We start from the raw sequence: 12,924 nt of genomic DNA on the forward strand, positions 1-12,924 counted from the left end.
ATTGAATTACCGCCGAAGCAAATTGCGTCTCTTTTTTTGATTGCTTATAATAGCCTGAATAGACCTAATGGAAAAAGGGCCAACCGCAGATGGCCGAAGCCTGGTGCGATTGGTCCTTTTTGGCCGAAATATGCGCCCTGCGTTATTTCTTGAGTTTCAGCCGCTGATTGAAGCGGTCGATACGGCCGCCGGTGTCGATATTCTTCTGTCTGCCCGTATAGAAAGGATGAGAAGCGGAGCTGGAATCGACCCGGATCACCGGGTACGTATTCCCGTCCTCCCATTCCATAGTCTCGTTCGAGGACTTGGTAGAAGCGCTCAGGAACTTAAAGTCTGCGCTCGCGTCATAGAAAATGACCGGCTGGTATTTCGGATGAATGCCTTCTCTCATCATTAATCCCTCTTTCCGCATGAATTGAACATCTTGTTATAATTTACCCTTCTTTCGGGCAAAGATTTCACCAGAATAAATATTTTAGTTAAATAGGGCTTTCCTTGCCGGCCGTTATCCTATTTTGCCCGCAATCTTCCGGTAGGTAGCCTCATCGGAGACGATATACAGCCTTGCCTCCGCCGGGATAGACTCATTCAGCTTACGGTTGATGCCCAGATCGTTCCGGTCGGCGATTAGAGTTGCCCCTTGGCGCAGCAGGCCCTGAAACGCATCCCCGTAGGTCTTCCATGACCTATCGACCGGCACCTCATAAATATCGTCGCCATGCGAGCGGCTGATGAGCTGAGCAATCACCTCGGGATTTCCCTCCTGCAGCGCGGCTCTTACCGCCAGCCGGGAAACGGCGTCATGCGACAGCACGAACTCGTTGACCTGAACATGCCGGAAGTTCTGCACGTTCTTCTCCTGCATGATTTCCACCGTGGTATGTACATCTGGCGCGATGCGCTCGATGCTTGAGGCGATCAGCAGCGATTTGCCGTCGACCAGCGCGGCCTCGTCGATCCGTACATCCCCGAAGATAATGGCTGCCCTCGCCTTGGGGAGACCCGCCTTCACCAGAATTTCGTCGGAGGAAGGATCGCCGCTAATGAAATGAACCTGATTCATCTGCTCCAGCGGATGCTGGCCCGATTCGTCGATAATGATAATCTGGCAGTCCGGCGTATAGCTGAGAATTTCACCCACTGCGGCCTGCGCCTTTTTACTCCAGTTGATCAGAATGACATGATTCTCTCCCAAAAACGGCAACTTGCCCGCCCTCCTCTGTCTTCCGATTTCCGCAATAGAATCGATAACCTTTCCAATGACCAAGCTGAGCAGCCCGATACCGAAAATGTATAGAAAAATCGTAAATATTTTGCCGATGGCGGTCTTGGCGAAAAAGTCGCCGTATCCGACCGTCGCCATCGTCGTCATGACCCAATAGAACGAATTGAACCAGTTGCCGAACGTGTCCGGTTCAAGCACATAGGCGACCGTCGCGCTGAACGCGACAAACAAGAGAATACTCAGGCCAATCGTTCTTTTCCTAACTTGGGTCATGATCGTGGACAGCTTTAACAAAAAGTGAATGGCCCTCGCCCCCTCGCACTTCGCAAAAGCCCGCATAGCTGCCCAACGATTAACGGTTGAGGACAGCCCTGCGGGCCTTCAAATGGTTAAATAATTAGACTGCTGACCGCGAACGCGGTTCCGACAAAGACCATGCACAGCAGCGTTCCCACTGCGACATTGCCCTTTTTCAGCTGGTCGGAAATTCTAAAGCCGATCGTGACTAGCTCGAAAATCCAGTAAGCCGCCACCAGACAGACATAGCCGACCGCGAACCAGAGCGCCATAAACCAAAGCGAAGAGTTCGTATAAGCCGCCACTCCGAGAATAATCGCCGTCGCCAGAAATTTACCGCCAAGCGCGAGTCCTACGGCCACATTGCCGTTCTTCAGCTCTTCCATATCCTTGAACGGGGTCATCCAGCTGAAGATCAGCATGCCCAGCAGTTGAAGCACGATAATGAAAATTACACTAACCAAAATATTGATAACGACCGTCAATCCGCCCACCCCCGAAATTTTGCATAAGCCAAATCATAATCCGCGAAATCATGAACCTCTTCCAGCACAACCCGCACCGTCTTTTTCTTGGCCATCGCGGTGTAGCGCTTATCGTCGATCGGCTGCTTGATCCGGTTGCCCGAAGGCAGCTCTACTACGGCAAAGTTTCTTGTCTTGCCTTTGTATTTCGTCTTATAGACGCCGATCAGGTCGACGTCCGTCGTAACCGACACCTTCAGGTTCTTCAGGTCTGCTGTGGCCGATTTCAAATCCTTGTAGGATTTGATCGTGGACCAGGCAGACAAGCGGACCTGGTTCTTCTGATCGGCATCCGTCGTGATTTCGGCGTCCATATACTGGAGCGTATAGACTTTGTCCCCTGTTGCATAATTGCCGTCATTGGGCAGCATTTCGTTATTGGGCAGGATCGTCATATCGCTGCCTATAAGATCGCCGACCGTCCCCTCAACCACCCGGTAATCCCATGGCACCCGCGCCACATCACTGGCTGTTGTCGCTCCCGAATCTCTGGAGAATATGCTGTCCGGATTGTTGGAGCAGCCGGCCAGAACCAGCACCGCCGCGATCAGCAGCAGGGAAAGCAAGCGCAGCGGGCGACCGCCGCGAAATCCCCGGCTGCGCGTTCCCGGCGTGTTATATACATTCTCGCGCAAATTATCTCACTCCCATTGCAATAAAATGGCTCGTATTTCCGGTGATGGGGCCTCCGCCCCGGCCCAGCAGTCCGCAGGGCTGTCCGTTGATCATGAACATTCCGGTCAGCAGGTGAAGCTCGCCCGCCGAAGTCTGAATCCGGGACAGCTCCGCTCTCTTCTGGTACACGGTAGGGAACAGCACGCTGCTGTCGAATCCGTCCTCATCTTCAAGCTCAAGGCTTCCGGTCTCGTCATACATGCGCACCGAACCGCCCTCGCGCCCGAACATCGACTTGGATACGAAGTCCCCCGAGAATACAGGCTTGTTATAGGTAGGCAGAACGTACTTGGCGATGGCTTCCCGCTCTTCCTCACTGAACAAAAAGCCCAGCTCATACATGCCCCAGACCGCAGCGATTAATCCTTTGGACTGGAGCAAAATGCTGTGGGGCGGGTTGAACAGCGTCAGGCGGCCGGTCTCGACCGCATAAGCCAAGGCGTCTCCGCCCTCATCCACCGCCATCCATTCCTTCGGGTAAAGGGCGAACATCCGATGTATAACGCGCCCCTGCCCGTCTTTGACCGTTCCGTCGTCAATGCTAAGCTCCAGACAGTCGACACACTCTATATTAAGGCCGCTGTGCCTAACCAGCGCTTCGATTGTGCCGGAATCCTCCAGATGGGTTCCGTAGTCCACGCAGGCCGCGGTATCCGGCCTCTCCTCGCCCCAAGCTGCGGCTACAAGCTCCGGCATCCTGCCATTAACCGTCGGAACGTCCGCCTGCTGACATACCCACGGCGTCGCGATCGACGCCTCCACATAGCCGGTCGGTGTATCGGCGTTCAGCTCCAGCAGCTTGATGCTGCCGCCCGCGTCCACGGCGAAGTCGAATCTCGCATACCGGCTGATCAGCCCGGGCGGCGGAAGCGGCAAGGTATCCAGCATCTCCCACAGCACCTCCGGGATGCCCAGCAGGGCGTACAGGTCATGTCTCCCGTAGATATAGCGCGCCGCTTTATCGAGAATCGCCCACAACCGGGCGGAAGCCTCCTCAAGCTCCCGGTATATGCTCTCGCGCATAACGGCGACTCCGTCCAGCCAATACTCTTCGTCCTCCAGATCGGCCCACGTAAAGCCCAGGCGGCCCAGTTCCTCCACCTTGGGGGCCCGGTCCTCGCCGGAATGCTCCAGCCACTGAAATACAGGCCCCGTCATCCGCCGAACCCGCTGCTCCTGCTCGAGCTCGACCGGGAGCCTGAGCCGAGGCTCGATTTCGAGCTTGATCTTGAGCTGGACGAGCTTAGGCCGCTCGATGTTCCGCCGATGCCGCCCGCCTTGGAAGACGTCGACCGTCTCGTAATGGTGCCTGTCGTGGAGGTCGAAGTCCTCGGCTTGACCACCGAACCGGTCACCGGCTTATTCTGAAACTTCGTACTGTCATAAGTACGCGGTTTATAGACCGTCCGCGTGCCTCCATAATAGGCCTTGCGATGTTCATACCATCGGCTCGGCGAATAGCTGGAGCCGCTATTAAACAGCATATGGTACAGCAGCAGATCATCCCAGCCGAAACCGGAGTTATAGCCGCCGTAGTTGTTGATGACCGTTGTCCCGTCCGATGTGGCGACGCCCGGCGCAGCGGTCGGCTGAGCCTTTTCTTCCGTCTCTTCGGGATACGGGATGTTCCAGTCGACGTTTTTGTCGAAATAGGCTTTAACCTCTTCCGTAGACCAGGACACGAGCGTCGGCTCGTTAGCCGATGAGCTGCCGCTTGCTGCTGAGGAGCCCGGTACAAACAGCGCATTGGCCAGCAGGGCGACGCCCAGCGAGGTCGACAGCACGCGAGCGGGTTTGCCGCTCAGGTTAATCTCTTTTTCCCCCAGCGATTCATTTCCAGATTGTTCTTCTCTACCCAAAGCGGGTGCCTCCCTTGATTATAATCTTGTCTTCATTCGGTACGCATGGGAACGAGCAGCAGCTCAAGCTTGCCTTCGTCCACATTCAGCCTGCCTTCCACCGTTTCAAATTCGCGGCCTCCGACTACCAAATAGTTGACATGCTCCAGCGCGGCGACCATATTAGCGCTCCACACGCGCTCCTCGATCGCATTCAGCGAGCCATCCGGCATTTTTTCATATAAAATAACGCTCATTCCGTGTTCCAAGAGAATATCATTCCTCTCATGATTCTTTTGTACCTTTAATACGCCGAATGTCGGCCTAATGTTTCATTTTGCAGCAGCCGGGCAATGTAAAACCTTCCCATAACAGAATAAGCGTCTTGTCCTCCGTAGGCAATCCTTTTCTTTGCGTTGACAAAAGGATATTCCCAGCAATAAAATATAGAAACTAAAATATTTTCCTCATTTTCTCGTTCCGTCGGAAGGGAGGCATTGCCCAAAATATGATGAAGCAAAGAATACTGGCTCAAGCCAAACAGCAAATTTTTAAAAGAGGCTTTCGGTTTACGATGGCGGAAATGGCCAAACAATGCGGGATCAGCACGAAGACGATATACGAATGTTATACCTCCAAGGAAGAATTAATCCGCGACCTTGTCGAGCAGGCCATAGATGAAGCCAAAGAGCGCGAACAGGCCATCTTAAGCGACCGGAAGCTGGGCACAATGGAGAAATTACAGGCCTTGCTTGTGCTGCTTCCGCAGGACTTTCAATTTTTCGATATCACTCACTTGTATGAACTGCAGCGGTATTATCCGGAGGTGTGGGCTATCTTGAACCTCTTTTTGGAGGAGCAGTGGGACGGAGTGAGGCAAATGATCGGGGAAGGCCAGGCTGAAGGTCTGCTGGAGAAGTTCAATACCTCCCTGTTTATACAGATGTATATCGGCGGACTGTACCGGTTGATGGAGCAAGCCTCCGCGAATCCGGGCGGGCTGACCCTTCGGGAAGCGCTGGACGAACTGGTAGATATTTTGGTAAACGGAATTAAAAGGAGGTAGCATCATGCATTGGTTTTTGCTGGTCGTTGCAATAGCCGCTGAAGTGGCAGGCACTACGTTCATGAAGCTCTCGGCGGGATTTACGAAGTTAGTTCCCTCCATCCTGCTCGTTGTCTGTTATCTGGTTAGCCTGTCCATGCTGAATCTTGCGCTGAAAGGCATCTCCGTGAGCGTGGCCTATGCCATTTGGTCCGGTGTGGGGACCGCTTTTGTGGCGGGGATCGGCTGGGCGCTATTCGGCGAACAGATTACGGCGTTCAAGATCGTATGCATTGTGCTGATCATTGCGGGTGTAGTCGGTCTGAATCTGAGAGAGGGAAGCCATGGAAAGACGGACAGTCCAAGCCCCCAGGAGGTTTCGACTAACATCACGGCGCTAAAGGAGAAGTGAAGATGAGCGGGAAGCTTAAAGGGTTGTTTTTGTTTACGGATCTCTCGTTTCTTGTCTACTGGTTGGCCACGGCGTTTCATTGGATTCCTCCCGAGTATGCTTATCAGGATTACAACAATAAGCTGCTCGTAGTCTGGAACTGGTCTTTTTTTCCGCTTGACCTATTGATCTCGGCGACTGGCCTGCTCAGCCTCTACTATTATCGCAAAAATAGTCCGGTATGGAGACCGCTTGTCCTGATTTCGCTCATCCTCACCTCTTGCTCAGGGCTGCAGGCTATAGCGTTCTGGGCCATCAAACAGGACTTTGACCTTGCTTGGTGGATTCCCAATCTGTACCTTCTCTGTTATCCGCTGTTTTTCTTACCAGGGCTGGTCCGCGAAATATCCTTTAGCGAGGTTTCAATGAATCGAAGAGCTTAGTCCGTTCCGTGCCGAAAAAGGTCGGATTGATTTCAGGAGCATTTACTCTACGTGTGGGAGGAGACTGTACTTGAAGACAACGCATCAGATTGCAATTATCGGGGGGACAGGCAAAGCAGGACGTTACCTCGCACAAAAAGCGCTGGAAAGCGGCCACAGCGTATGCATGCTTGTCAGGAATCCGGAAAAATTGACCTCTCACGATGACACAATACAGATGATCACCGGAGATGCCCGGGACGTAGGCTCCATTCGCTCTCTTCTGGATGGCTGCAATGTTGTCATTAACACGTTCGGACAACCTGTAAAAGCTCTGCCGCTATACAGCGAAATAACGAGTAATGTCCTTGCGGTAATGAGTGAATATGGAATTCGCAGGTATATTGGCGTTACCGGCGGGTCTCTGAACGTAGATGGCGACCGTAAGTCGTTGGTCAACCGGGTGGCGTCGAAATCTTTTGAAATCCTGTTCCGCAAGATGATCATGGATAAAAAGAAGGAACTAACTCTTCTGATGAGAAGTGATATCGAATGGACGCTTGTACGCTTGCCTTTTGTAGTTGAGGGCTCGGAAACGGGGATCATCAAGGAAAATTTAACGGATGTTCCGGGCAGAACGATGACGAATGAAGATATTGCAAGATTTCTCATTAACCAAATTGACGATACGAAGTATGTAAGAAAAACTCCCTGTATTTCGAACTGAGCCACGAATTCATTCATCATCCAAGGCTGGCGGCCCGCGCCTTCCCCCGCCGGTACCACTGTACAAGTCCGAGCGAAACGAGGCTGACCGTGAGCAGCAGCCAATACACATGCCGGTAAGCGCTCGCCGGTCCGGCATTCCGCTGGACATGCAGCAGCAGCCCGCACACCGCAACCGACACGGAACCGCCAAAGAATTGTATCAGCTGCAGAAGCCCCATGCCCGACCCGATCATTTCGCGGGGAAGCAGTTGGCTTGCTTCATTGTTCAGGGACGCCAGCGTCGCGGAAAACGAAGGCGAGAAGACGACATAACCGAACAGGATAACAAGCGGCGACGATGACAGCGAAGAGCTGAACAAGGTTAACACGGCTACGAGCAGGACATGGCCCAGCAGCAAAAAGCGAAGGTTGCCGTATTTGTCGATCCAATGCCCGACGAAGCGGGTCAGGAACGCGGACAGAATGGCTCCGGGCGCAATCATAAGGCCGATGGTCAGCGCCGATTGATCAAATACATTTGCCAGCGCCAGCGGCATCAGGAACAGATTCCCCAAATTCAGCACGAGTGCGCAGAAGCCGATAACGACCAGCTTGCCGTAACCCGGATTGGCAAACAGCTTGGGGCTGATGAAAGGCTGCTGCTTCCTCTTTAAATGCCAGGCGTGCGCGCCAAAGGAAGCCAGGCTGACCGCCAGCCAAACCGCCGACCGCCCGGTGATGGCGGCAAGCAGCGTAGCCGCGTTGACGATAAGCAAGATCGCTCCGGTTAAGTCGAAGGCCGCCTTACGCGGCTGCTCTTTGGGAAGCAGAAAGATAAGAACGGGCATCACCAGCAGCACCAGACAAGTAATGGCGAACAGGCCGTTCCAGCCGAAGTACTCGCTAATGAGACCGCCGACGATCGGCCCGAGGCCGAAGGCCATGGCGCTGCCCGCCGAGATCATCGCAATCGCCGCGCCGCGGCGCGGGGTCGGAATATACCGGCTCGCCAGCACAAGGCCAAGGCCCGCCATGACGCCCGCTCCTGCGGATTGCAGAATCCGGGTAAGGAGCAGCAGGTGGAAATTATGCGCGAATATACCCAGCACCGAAGACAGGCCCAGCGTCGTGAGCCCAATAATGACCAGCCTGCGGATCGGCACGAGATCGGAGAGCCTGCTGTAAATGACCGTCGACAGCGCGTATCCGATGGAATAGCTGGAGATAATCCATGACCCAAGGTCGGCTGAAATATGAAGATCCCCGATAATGCTGGGGAGCGATACGTTGAACATCGTCGTGTTCATCACTACAATAAAGAGGCAAAAGGTCCACAGCGGCATTACAACTTTGTCATTCATAAGCTAGTAGTCATTCCCTTGATTTATATTAATCTGCCATTAAAATGGCGCGCCCTATATACTACACGCTATGCCGTATCCTTACAAGATGGGGTTCGGAATGATTGGTCCACATAATTTGACAGATTAAGCGCCGGGTTATATACTCTAGGCGAATGTTTAGCACTTTTTTTAGAAAAACGCACATATGTGCTTAGAACCTATCCAACTATGCGGAACGGAGGGAATTTCATGAGTAAAGTCAAGTGGGCCATTATCGGACCGGGCGGCATTGCCCGGGAATTCTCCGAGGCTTTACAGAAACTGGGCGGCACACTGTATGCGGTGGGGTCGCGCAGTCTGGATAAAGCACAGCGCTTTGCCGAGCAATACGGAGCGGCCAAAGCTTACGGCGATTATAATGAAATGCTGCAGGACCCCGAAATCGATGCGGTCTACGTATCCACACCCCACAGCAATCACTATGAATATATTATTGAGAGCCTGAAGCAAGGCAAGCATGTGCTCGCGGAAAAAGCGATTACCGTCAACATTGCCCAGCTTCGGGAAATCGCGGCTCTGGCTGAGGAAAAAGGCCTGATCGTAGCGGAAGCGATGACCATCTATCATATGCCTTTGTATGCCAAGCTGCGGCAAATCGTCGACTCCGGCAAGATTGGCCCGCTCAAAATGATCCAGGTCTCCTTCGGCAGCCATAAGGAATACGACGTGAATAACCGGTTCTTCAGCAAGGATCTGGCCGGGGGAGCGCTGCTCGATATCGGCACCTACGCTTTGTCGTTTGCCCGGTTCTTCCTGTCAGCCCAGCCGAAAGAGGTCCTTACGACCGTCAAGCCATTCGAGACCGGGGTTGATGAGCAATCGGGTATTCTCCTGAAGAATGATGCCGACGAGATGGCGGTCATCTCCCTGACGATGCGGGCCAAAATGCCGAAAAGAGGCGTTGTCGCCGGAGAGAATGGATTCATCACCGTGGATAACTTCCCCCGCGCCTCCAAGGCCGTTATCCAGTATCTTGACGGAACTTCGGAAACGATTGAAGCCGGGGACACGGACGAGGCCATCCAGTATGAAATCAGGCATATGGAGCAGGCCATTGCGGCAGGCGTCAGCGGCACGCTTCAGTTGTCCTTGGACGTTATGGAGATCATGAGCAATGTCAGAGGGCAGTGGGGCATTACCTATCCTTTTGAATGAACCAAAAAAAACCGGTCAGTACACGAAATCATCGTGATTGACCGGTTTGGTTTAGTTCTCCTTTTCGGCGATATGCTTCAGGATAGACAGCTTGTTGCTCCAGAACCGTTCATAGTAGGACAGCCATTCGTGAAGCTCCTCAAGCGGCTCGGGCTGCAGCCGGTACAGCTTCTCTCTCCCGACCTTCCGGCCACTGACCAGCTTCGCTTCCGATAGGATGTGCAGATGCTTGGCAATGGCTGTACGGCTTACTGAGAAATGAGAGGTTATTTCAGAGATGGGCCTTTCTTTCTCGGAAAGCAGCCGCAGCACTTGCCTGCGAGTCGGATCGGCAATCGCCTGGAATACATCATGCTTCTCCGCCGCAGCCATTTAGGCTTCAACCGCCTTTTTCAACCGCTCCTGCACGATGGATACCCAGCCGCCGGCCATCCGGCCATGAATGACCGAGCTTTTCTCGCCCGCTTTTCCAATGAGCTCGTCAGGCTGCTTCCAGCCGCCATGAATAAGCGTAAATTCGGTCTTTCCTTCCAGTGCTTGCAGTTGAAAAGAAACCGTCCACCCCTCGGTATCCCAATCGAATGCCAGTCTATGCGGCGGATCAAGCGCTGTTACCTTGCACGGCGAAGGTCCGAAAGGAGATTGCAGATGAAATTCACGGCCGATTTCCGGCTGAAAATCATTGGGCATGAACCACTCGGCAATCCCTTCAGATGTTGCCACTTTATTCCAAACCTTCTCAATCGGCGCATCAATAATGACCGTTTGCACAATGTCCGGCAAGGCGCCTTGGCGTTTATCTTCCATGTATTACCCTTCTTTCGCGGCTTTTTAAAATAACACCTTTTGGTTTCATTTTAGATTATACAAAGCCTTTTGGTTTCATGTCAAACCTCGGATGAATTTACCTTATCCGCTCACCGACGCGATGAGCAAAGGCAGCACCAGGAAGGAGCCCAGCGTCGTCCATAGTATGCAGCGGGACACGAATGGCGGAGAGGCGCCAAATCGTTCCGCCAGAACGACCGCGTTAACCGCCACCGGCATAGAGGCAAGAATAAAGAGTACGGAGTGGAGCGTCCCGGTAATCCCCAGCAGTTGTAGCACTGTCAGCGCCAGCAGCGGACCGATCAGCATCCGCATCACCATTCCCGTCCAGAACACCGGCATTTCGCCCTTCTTACTCGGCATCCTGCCCACTTTCATCATCTGCGCGCCCAGAATCGCCAGGACAACCGGAGAGTATGCTCCCGCCGCCATGGTTATCCCCTTGTCCACTTCGGCAGGCAGATGAAGATCGAACGCCCTGAGCAGTATCGCCAGAGTGGCGGCATAAATCGCGGGAAGGGAGAGCACTGATTTGATTGCGTTTTTTACGGAAAAATGGGAACGTGCCGCAAAATAAACGCCAATCGTGTTGACGATAATCATCTGCCCAATGACATAAACGGATGCTTTATCCAGCCCCGCCTGTCCAAAAGCGAGCAGAACAAGCGGAAGGCCGTAGTTTGCACTGTTGGTCAAAGTGGAAACAAGTGTCAATCCTGCCTGATCGGGCGAAGAGAATTTCATTATTTTACTGATGCCGCTCGCCGTCCCCCACAGAAGCAGCAGGTTCAGCAAGGAGAACGCCGCCGTCAAATAGATGTCGTCAAATGAAATTTCCGCATGGGCCAGCGTGTCCAGAATTATGGCTGGGCTTAAAAAATACAGGTAAAGGGTAAGAAGCGGTTTCGTATCCAAGCGCTGAAAGCGCTCTATCAACGCACCGGCAATAATCGGAACCGACAGCGGGACAATGACTCCAAGCAGGGTGGACAGCACGGTTTGTATCACGGACAGGCACCTCATTATGTAGATTATTGCTTTCTACTATACCCCTCTGTTCATTACCCGTCCAAGACTTGTAAGCAATATCATTGATAGACACCGCCTATATCTCAAGCCGCTCTTATAACCTCCGGCAGTATGAAGCCGCTGCCCTAGCAGGTTGTATTCAAAAAGCCCTGAGCGCCTGCCCAGAGCCTTATTTTGCATTGGCCTCGTGAATCTTGGATTTACCCCTCCGGCAAATGCTCCTTGCAAAAAGCAGCCAGCTCTTCTTCCTCATCATCCTCAAGGTCGAATTCAAGAATCCGATGCGTCGTCGTTTCCATTACATCATAAGTAACGACGTTTACCTCTCCGCCGGCCTCTTTAACGACAGCCCGGACGCTGACCCCGTTCTCCGAATAAAGCTCGTCCTCTTCCGGAATATCCAGGTTAATCATAAACTCATAACGATTCCCTGCAATAATGCCGAACGGGTCCCGGATCTGCTCCACGGTGTAGCTCGATATCGCAAGCATTGATTTTCACCCCTTTCATCTATATTCGCCGCTGCGACTTCAGGAGATCATCATAGCACAGGCTTGGCAGCGAGCGCCAGATGAAGGCGGATCGGCGCTGTCAATCTCAGCTTTTACGAGTGCGGGCGTTAGCTAAACCTGGGATTGGAAAAATGACCGGGCGAAGCGTCCGATGCGTTTCGTCCGGTCATCCACCGCTTTGCCGGAGAATTTCACGAGAAATAAGGACATGGAATACATAGTAGTTCTTTTTAGAACTATCATTTGTAGAATGACGTCGTCATGCGTCGCATCGGAGAGAACGCCGCTGTCGTCAGACGACGAAAAATGGGGGGGTCACACGAGAAACATGGCGACAACAGTGGTGACCGCAAGGCCGATCAGCACGGGCCGCAAATTGCGGCGTGCCAGCTCAAACGGACTGACGCCGCAGATGGCCGCCGCTGGAATGAGCGCCCAGGGGATGAGCGTTCCGCCGCCGACCCAAATGGCGGCTACCTGGCCAAGCGTCGTCAGCGTAGCGGCGCCGGAGCCGATGGCTGTGGCGAACAGATGCGTAATGGAGCCGGCCAGCGAAATGCCGGAGAAGCCGGAGAGCGCAATGCTGTGGCCGAACAGATTCATGGCCACCGCGGCTCCGAGCGCGGGCAGGCCGACCCGGAGCGCCACCGGCAGCAGGAAGGCGCCCACCAGGGTCACCGCGGGCGAAGGCCAGAAAAAGAGGGAGGAAGGCAGCATTATGATGCCGATTCCCAATAGGCCATTGCCGGGGTGCGGAGAAACCGGGTCAGCGGGGAGACCATCGTCTCGTTGATGCCAGTAAATCTCAGTACCCGGCTCATCGCCACGATGATCGAAATGCCGTTAACTGGATTCCCATAACGGGACGCCCC

17 protein-coding genes and 1 pseudogene are annotated in these 12,924 nt (G+C 53.5%); 5 read left to right on the plus strand and 13 right to left on the minus strand.

The window, feature by feature from the left end:
- Positions 1 to 142 precede the first annotated feature (142 nt).
- The 7 genes from VK70_RS21270 to VK70_RS21300 all read right to left on the minus strand — a co-directional run bounded on the left by VK70_RS21270 (position 143) and on the right by VK70_RS21300 (position 4,828).
- A complete protein-coding gene (locus VK70_RS21270; protein WP_025689371.1) occupies positions 143 to 391 on the minus strand; it encodes a type B 50S ribosomal protein L31 in 249 nt (82 codons plus the stop codon).
- A gap of 114 nt (positions 392 to 505) precedes the next feature.
- Positions 506 to 1,519: a potassium channel family protein gene (locus VK70_RS21275; protein WP_324607961.1), complete on the minus strand. Its 1,014-nt coding sequence runs from the start codon at positions 1,517 to 1,519 to the stop codon at positions 506 to 508.
- Between the two features lie 95 nt (positions 1,520 to 1,614).
- Positions 1,615 to 2,007, minus strand: coding sequence for a DUF350 domain-containing protein (locus VK70_RS21280; RefSeq protein WP_025693937.1), 393 nt, complete (start codon positions 2,005 to 2,007; stop codon positions 1,615 to 1,617).
- The gene (locus VK70_RS21285; RefSeq protein WP_025693938.1) at positions 2,004 to 2,681 is read right to left on the minus strand and encodes a hypothetical protein; all 678 of its coding nucleotides are present in this window, start codon (positions 2,679 to 2,681) and stop codon (positions 2,004 to 2,006) included. Before VK70_RS21285 ends, VK70_RS21280 begins: the two co-directional genes overlap by 4 nt.
- 1 nt (position 2,682) lies before the next feature.
- The gene (locus VK70_RS21290) at positions 2,683 to 3,879 is read right to left on the minus strand and encodes a glutathionylspermidine synthase family protein (protein WP_046723736.1); all 1,197 of its coding nucleotides are present in this window, start codon (positions 3,877 to 3,879) and stop codon (positions 2,683 to 2,685) included.
- A complete protein-coding gene (locus VK70_RS21295) occupies positions 3,876 to 4,580 on the minus strand; it encodes a hypothetical protein (RefSeq protein WP_046723740.1) in 705 nt (234 codons plus the stop codon). The genes VK70_RS21290 and VK70_RS21295 overlap by 4 nt, the downstream gene beginning before the upstream one ends.
- Positions 4,581 to 4,612: 32 nt before the next feature.
- Positions 4,613 to 4,828 (minus strand): hypothetical protein, encoded by a 216-nt coding sequence (locus tag VK70_RS21300; RefSeq protein WP_025693083.1) that lies wholly within the window; start codon positions 4,826 to 4,828, stop codon positions 4,613 to 4,615.
- 239 nt (positions 4,829 to 5,067) lie between these two features.
- Between VK70_RS21300 and VK70_RS21310 the strand changes: the two genes are divergently transcribed.
- The 4 genes from VK70_RS21310 (at position 5,068) to VK70_RS21325 (ending at position 7,144) form a co-directional block, all read left to right on the plus strand.
- Positions 5,068 to 5,625 (plus strand): TetR/AcrR family transcriptional regulator, encoded by a 558-nt coding sequence (locus VK70_RS21310; protein ID WP_052756025.1) that lies wholly within the window; start codon positions 5,068 to 5,070, stop codon positions 5,623 to 5,625.
- A gap of 4 nt (positions 5,626 to 5,629) precedes the next feature.
- A complete protein-coding gene (locus tag VK70_RS21315) occupies positions 5,630 to 6,016 on the plus strand; it encodes a DMT family transporter (protein ID WP_025694716.1) in 387 nt (128 codons plus the stop codon).
- A 2-nt stretch (positions 6,017 to 6,018) separates the two neighbouring features.
- Positions 6,019 to 6,438, plus strand: a complete 420-nt coding sequence (locus VK70_RS21320; RefSeq protein ID WP_025694715.1) for a YvaD family protein — start codon at positions 6,019 to 6,021, stop codon at positions 6,436 to 6,438.
- Positions 6,439 to 6,508: 70 nt separating this feature from the next.
- Complete coding sequence (locus VK70_RS21325) at positions 6,509 to 7,144, plus strand: NAD(P)-dependent oxidoreductase (RefSeq protein WP_025694714.1); 636 nt, start codon at positions 6,509 to 6,511, stop codon at positions 7,142 to 7,144.
- 16 nt (positions 7,145 to 7,160) lie between these two features.
- Here VK70_RS21325 and VK70_RS21330 read toward each other — a convergent pair whose 3' ends face one another.
- The gene (locus VK70_RS21330) at positions 7,161 to 8,486 is read right to left on the minus strand and encodes an MFS transporter (RefSeq protein ID WP_025694713.1); all 1,326 of its coding nucleotides are present in this window, start codon (positions 8,484 to 8,486) and stop codon (positions 7,161 to 7,163) included.
- A 231-nt stretch (positions 8,487 to 8,717) separates the two neighbouring features.
- Here VK70_RS21330 and VK70_RS21335 point away from each other — a divergent pair, with 231 nt between their 5' ends.
- A complete protein-coding gene (locus VK70_RS21335) occupies positions 8,718 to 9,683 on the plus strand; it encodes a Gfo/Idh/MocA family protein (RefSeq protein WP_025694712.1) in 966 nt (321 codons plus the stop codon).
- A 51-nt stretch (positions 9,684 to 9,734) separates the two neighbouring features.
- Here the strand turns inward: VK70_RS21335 and VK70_RS21340 are convergent, their stop codons facing one another.
- The 5 genes and pseudogenes from VK70_RS21340 to VK70_RS21360 form a co-directional block, all read right to left on the minus strand.
- Entirely contained in the window at positions 9,735 to 10,055 is a 321-nt protein-coding gene (locus VK70_RS21340) for an ArsR/SmtB family transcription factor (protein WP_046723741.1), read from the minus strand.
- The gene (locus tag VK70_RS21345; protein WP_025697435.1) at positions 10,056 to 10,490 is read right to left on the minus strand and encodes an SRPBCC family protein; all 435 of its coding nucleotides are present in this window, start codon (positions 10,488 to 10,490) and stop codon (positions 10,056 to 10,058) included.
- Between the two features lie 102 nt (positions 10,491 to 10,592).
- Positions 10,593 to 11,519 carry an AEC family transporter gene (locus VK70_RS21350; protein ID WP_025697436.1) on the minus strand — a complete coding sequence of 309 codons (927 nt, stop codon included), beginning with the start codon at positions 11,517 to 11,519 and terminating at the stop codon, positions 10,593 to 10,595.
- 221 nt (positions 11,520 to 11,740) lie between these two features.
- Positions 11,741 to 12,031: a DUF6509 family protein gene (locus tag VK70_RS21355; RefSeq protein WP_025697439.1), complete on the minus strand. Its 291-nt coding sequence runs from the start codon at positions 12,029 to 12,031 to the stop codon at positions 11,741 to 11,743.
- Between the two features lie 336 nt (positions 12,032 to 12,367).
- Positions 12,368 to 12,891: pseudogene (locus VK70_RS21360) on the minus strand (hypothetical protein); the annotation flags it as partial.
- Positions 12,892 to 12,924 lie beyond the last annotated feature (33 nt).

Source organism: Paenibacillus durus ATCC 35681, from assembly GCF_000993825.1.
Taxonomy (GTDB): domain Bacteria; phylum Bacillota; class Bacilli; order Paenibacillales; family Paenibacillaceae; genus Paenibacillus_AQ; species Paenibacillus_AQ durus_B.

What these genes read in the sequence shown, in the direction of transcription:
- VK70_RS21335 (WP_025694712.1), top strand. Translation starts at nt 8,718, where the DNA reads ATGAGTAAAGTCAAGTGGGCCATTATCGGACCGGGCGGCATTGCCCGG.
- VK70_RS21290 (WP_046723736.1), bottom strand. Translation starts at nt 3,879, where the DNA reads ATGACGGGGCCTGTATTTCAGTGGCTGGAGCATTCCGGCGAGGACCGG.
- VK70_RS21340 (WP_046723741.1), bottom strand. Translation starts at nt 10,055, where the DNA reads ATGGCTGCGGCGGAGAAGCATGATGTATTCCAGGCGATTGCCGATCCG.
- VK70_RS21330 (WP_025694713.1), bottom strand. Translation starts at nt 8,486, where the DNA reads ATGAATGACAAAGTTGTAATGCCGCTGTGGACCTTTTGCCTCTTTATT.
- VK70_RS21315 (WP_025694716.1), top strand. Translation starts at nt 5,630, where the DNA reads ATGCATTGGTTTTTGCTGGTCGTTGCAATAGCCGCTGAAGTGGCAGGC.
- VK70_RS21345 (WP_025697435.1), bottom strand. Translation starts at nt 10,490, where the DNA reads ATGGAAGATAAACGCCAAGGCGCCTTGCCGGACATTGTGCAAACGGTC.
- VK70_RS21270 (WP_025689371.1), bottom strand. Translation starts at nt 391, where the DNA reads ATGAGAGAAGGCATTCATCCGAAATACCAGCCGGTCATTTTCTATGAC.
- VK70_RS21310 (WP_052756025.1), top strand. Translation starts at nt 5,068, where the DNA reads ATGATGAAGCAAAGAATACTGGCTCAAGCCAAACAGCAAATTTTTAAA.
- VK70_RS21355 (WP_025697439.1), bottom strand. Translation starts at nt 12,031, where the DNA reads ATGCTTGCGATATCGAGCTACACCGTGGAGCAGATCCGGGACCCGTTC.
- VK70_RS21320 (WP_025694715.1), top strand. Translation starts at nt 6,019, where the DNA reads ATGAGCGGGAAGCTTAAAGGGTTGTTTTTGTTTACGGATCTCTCGTTT.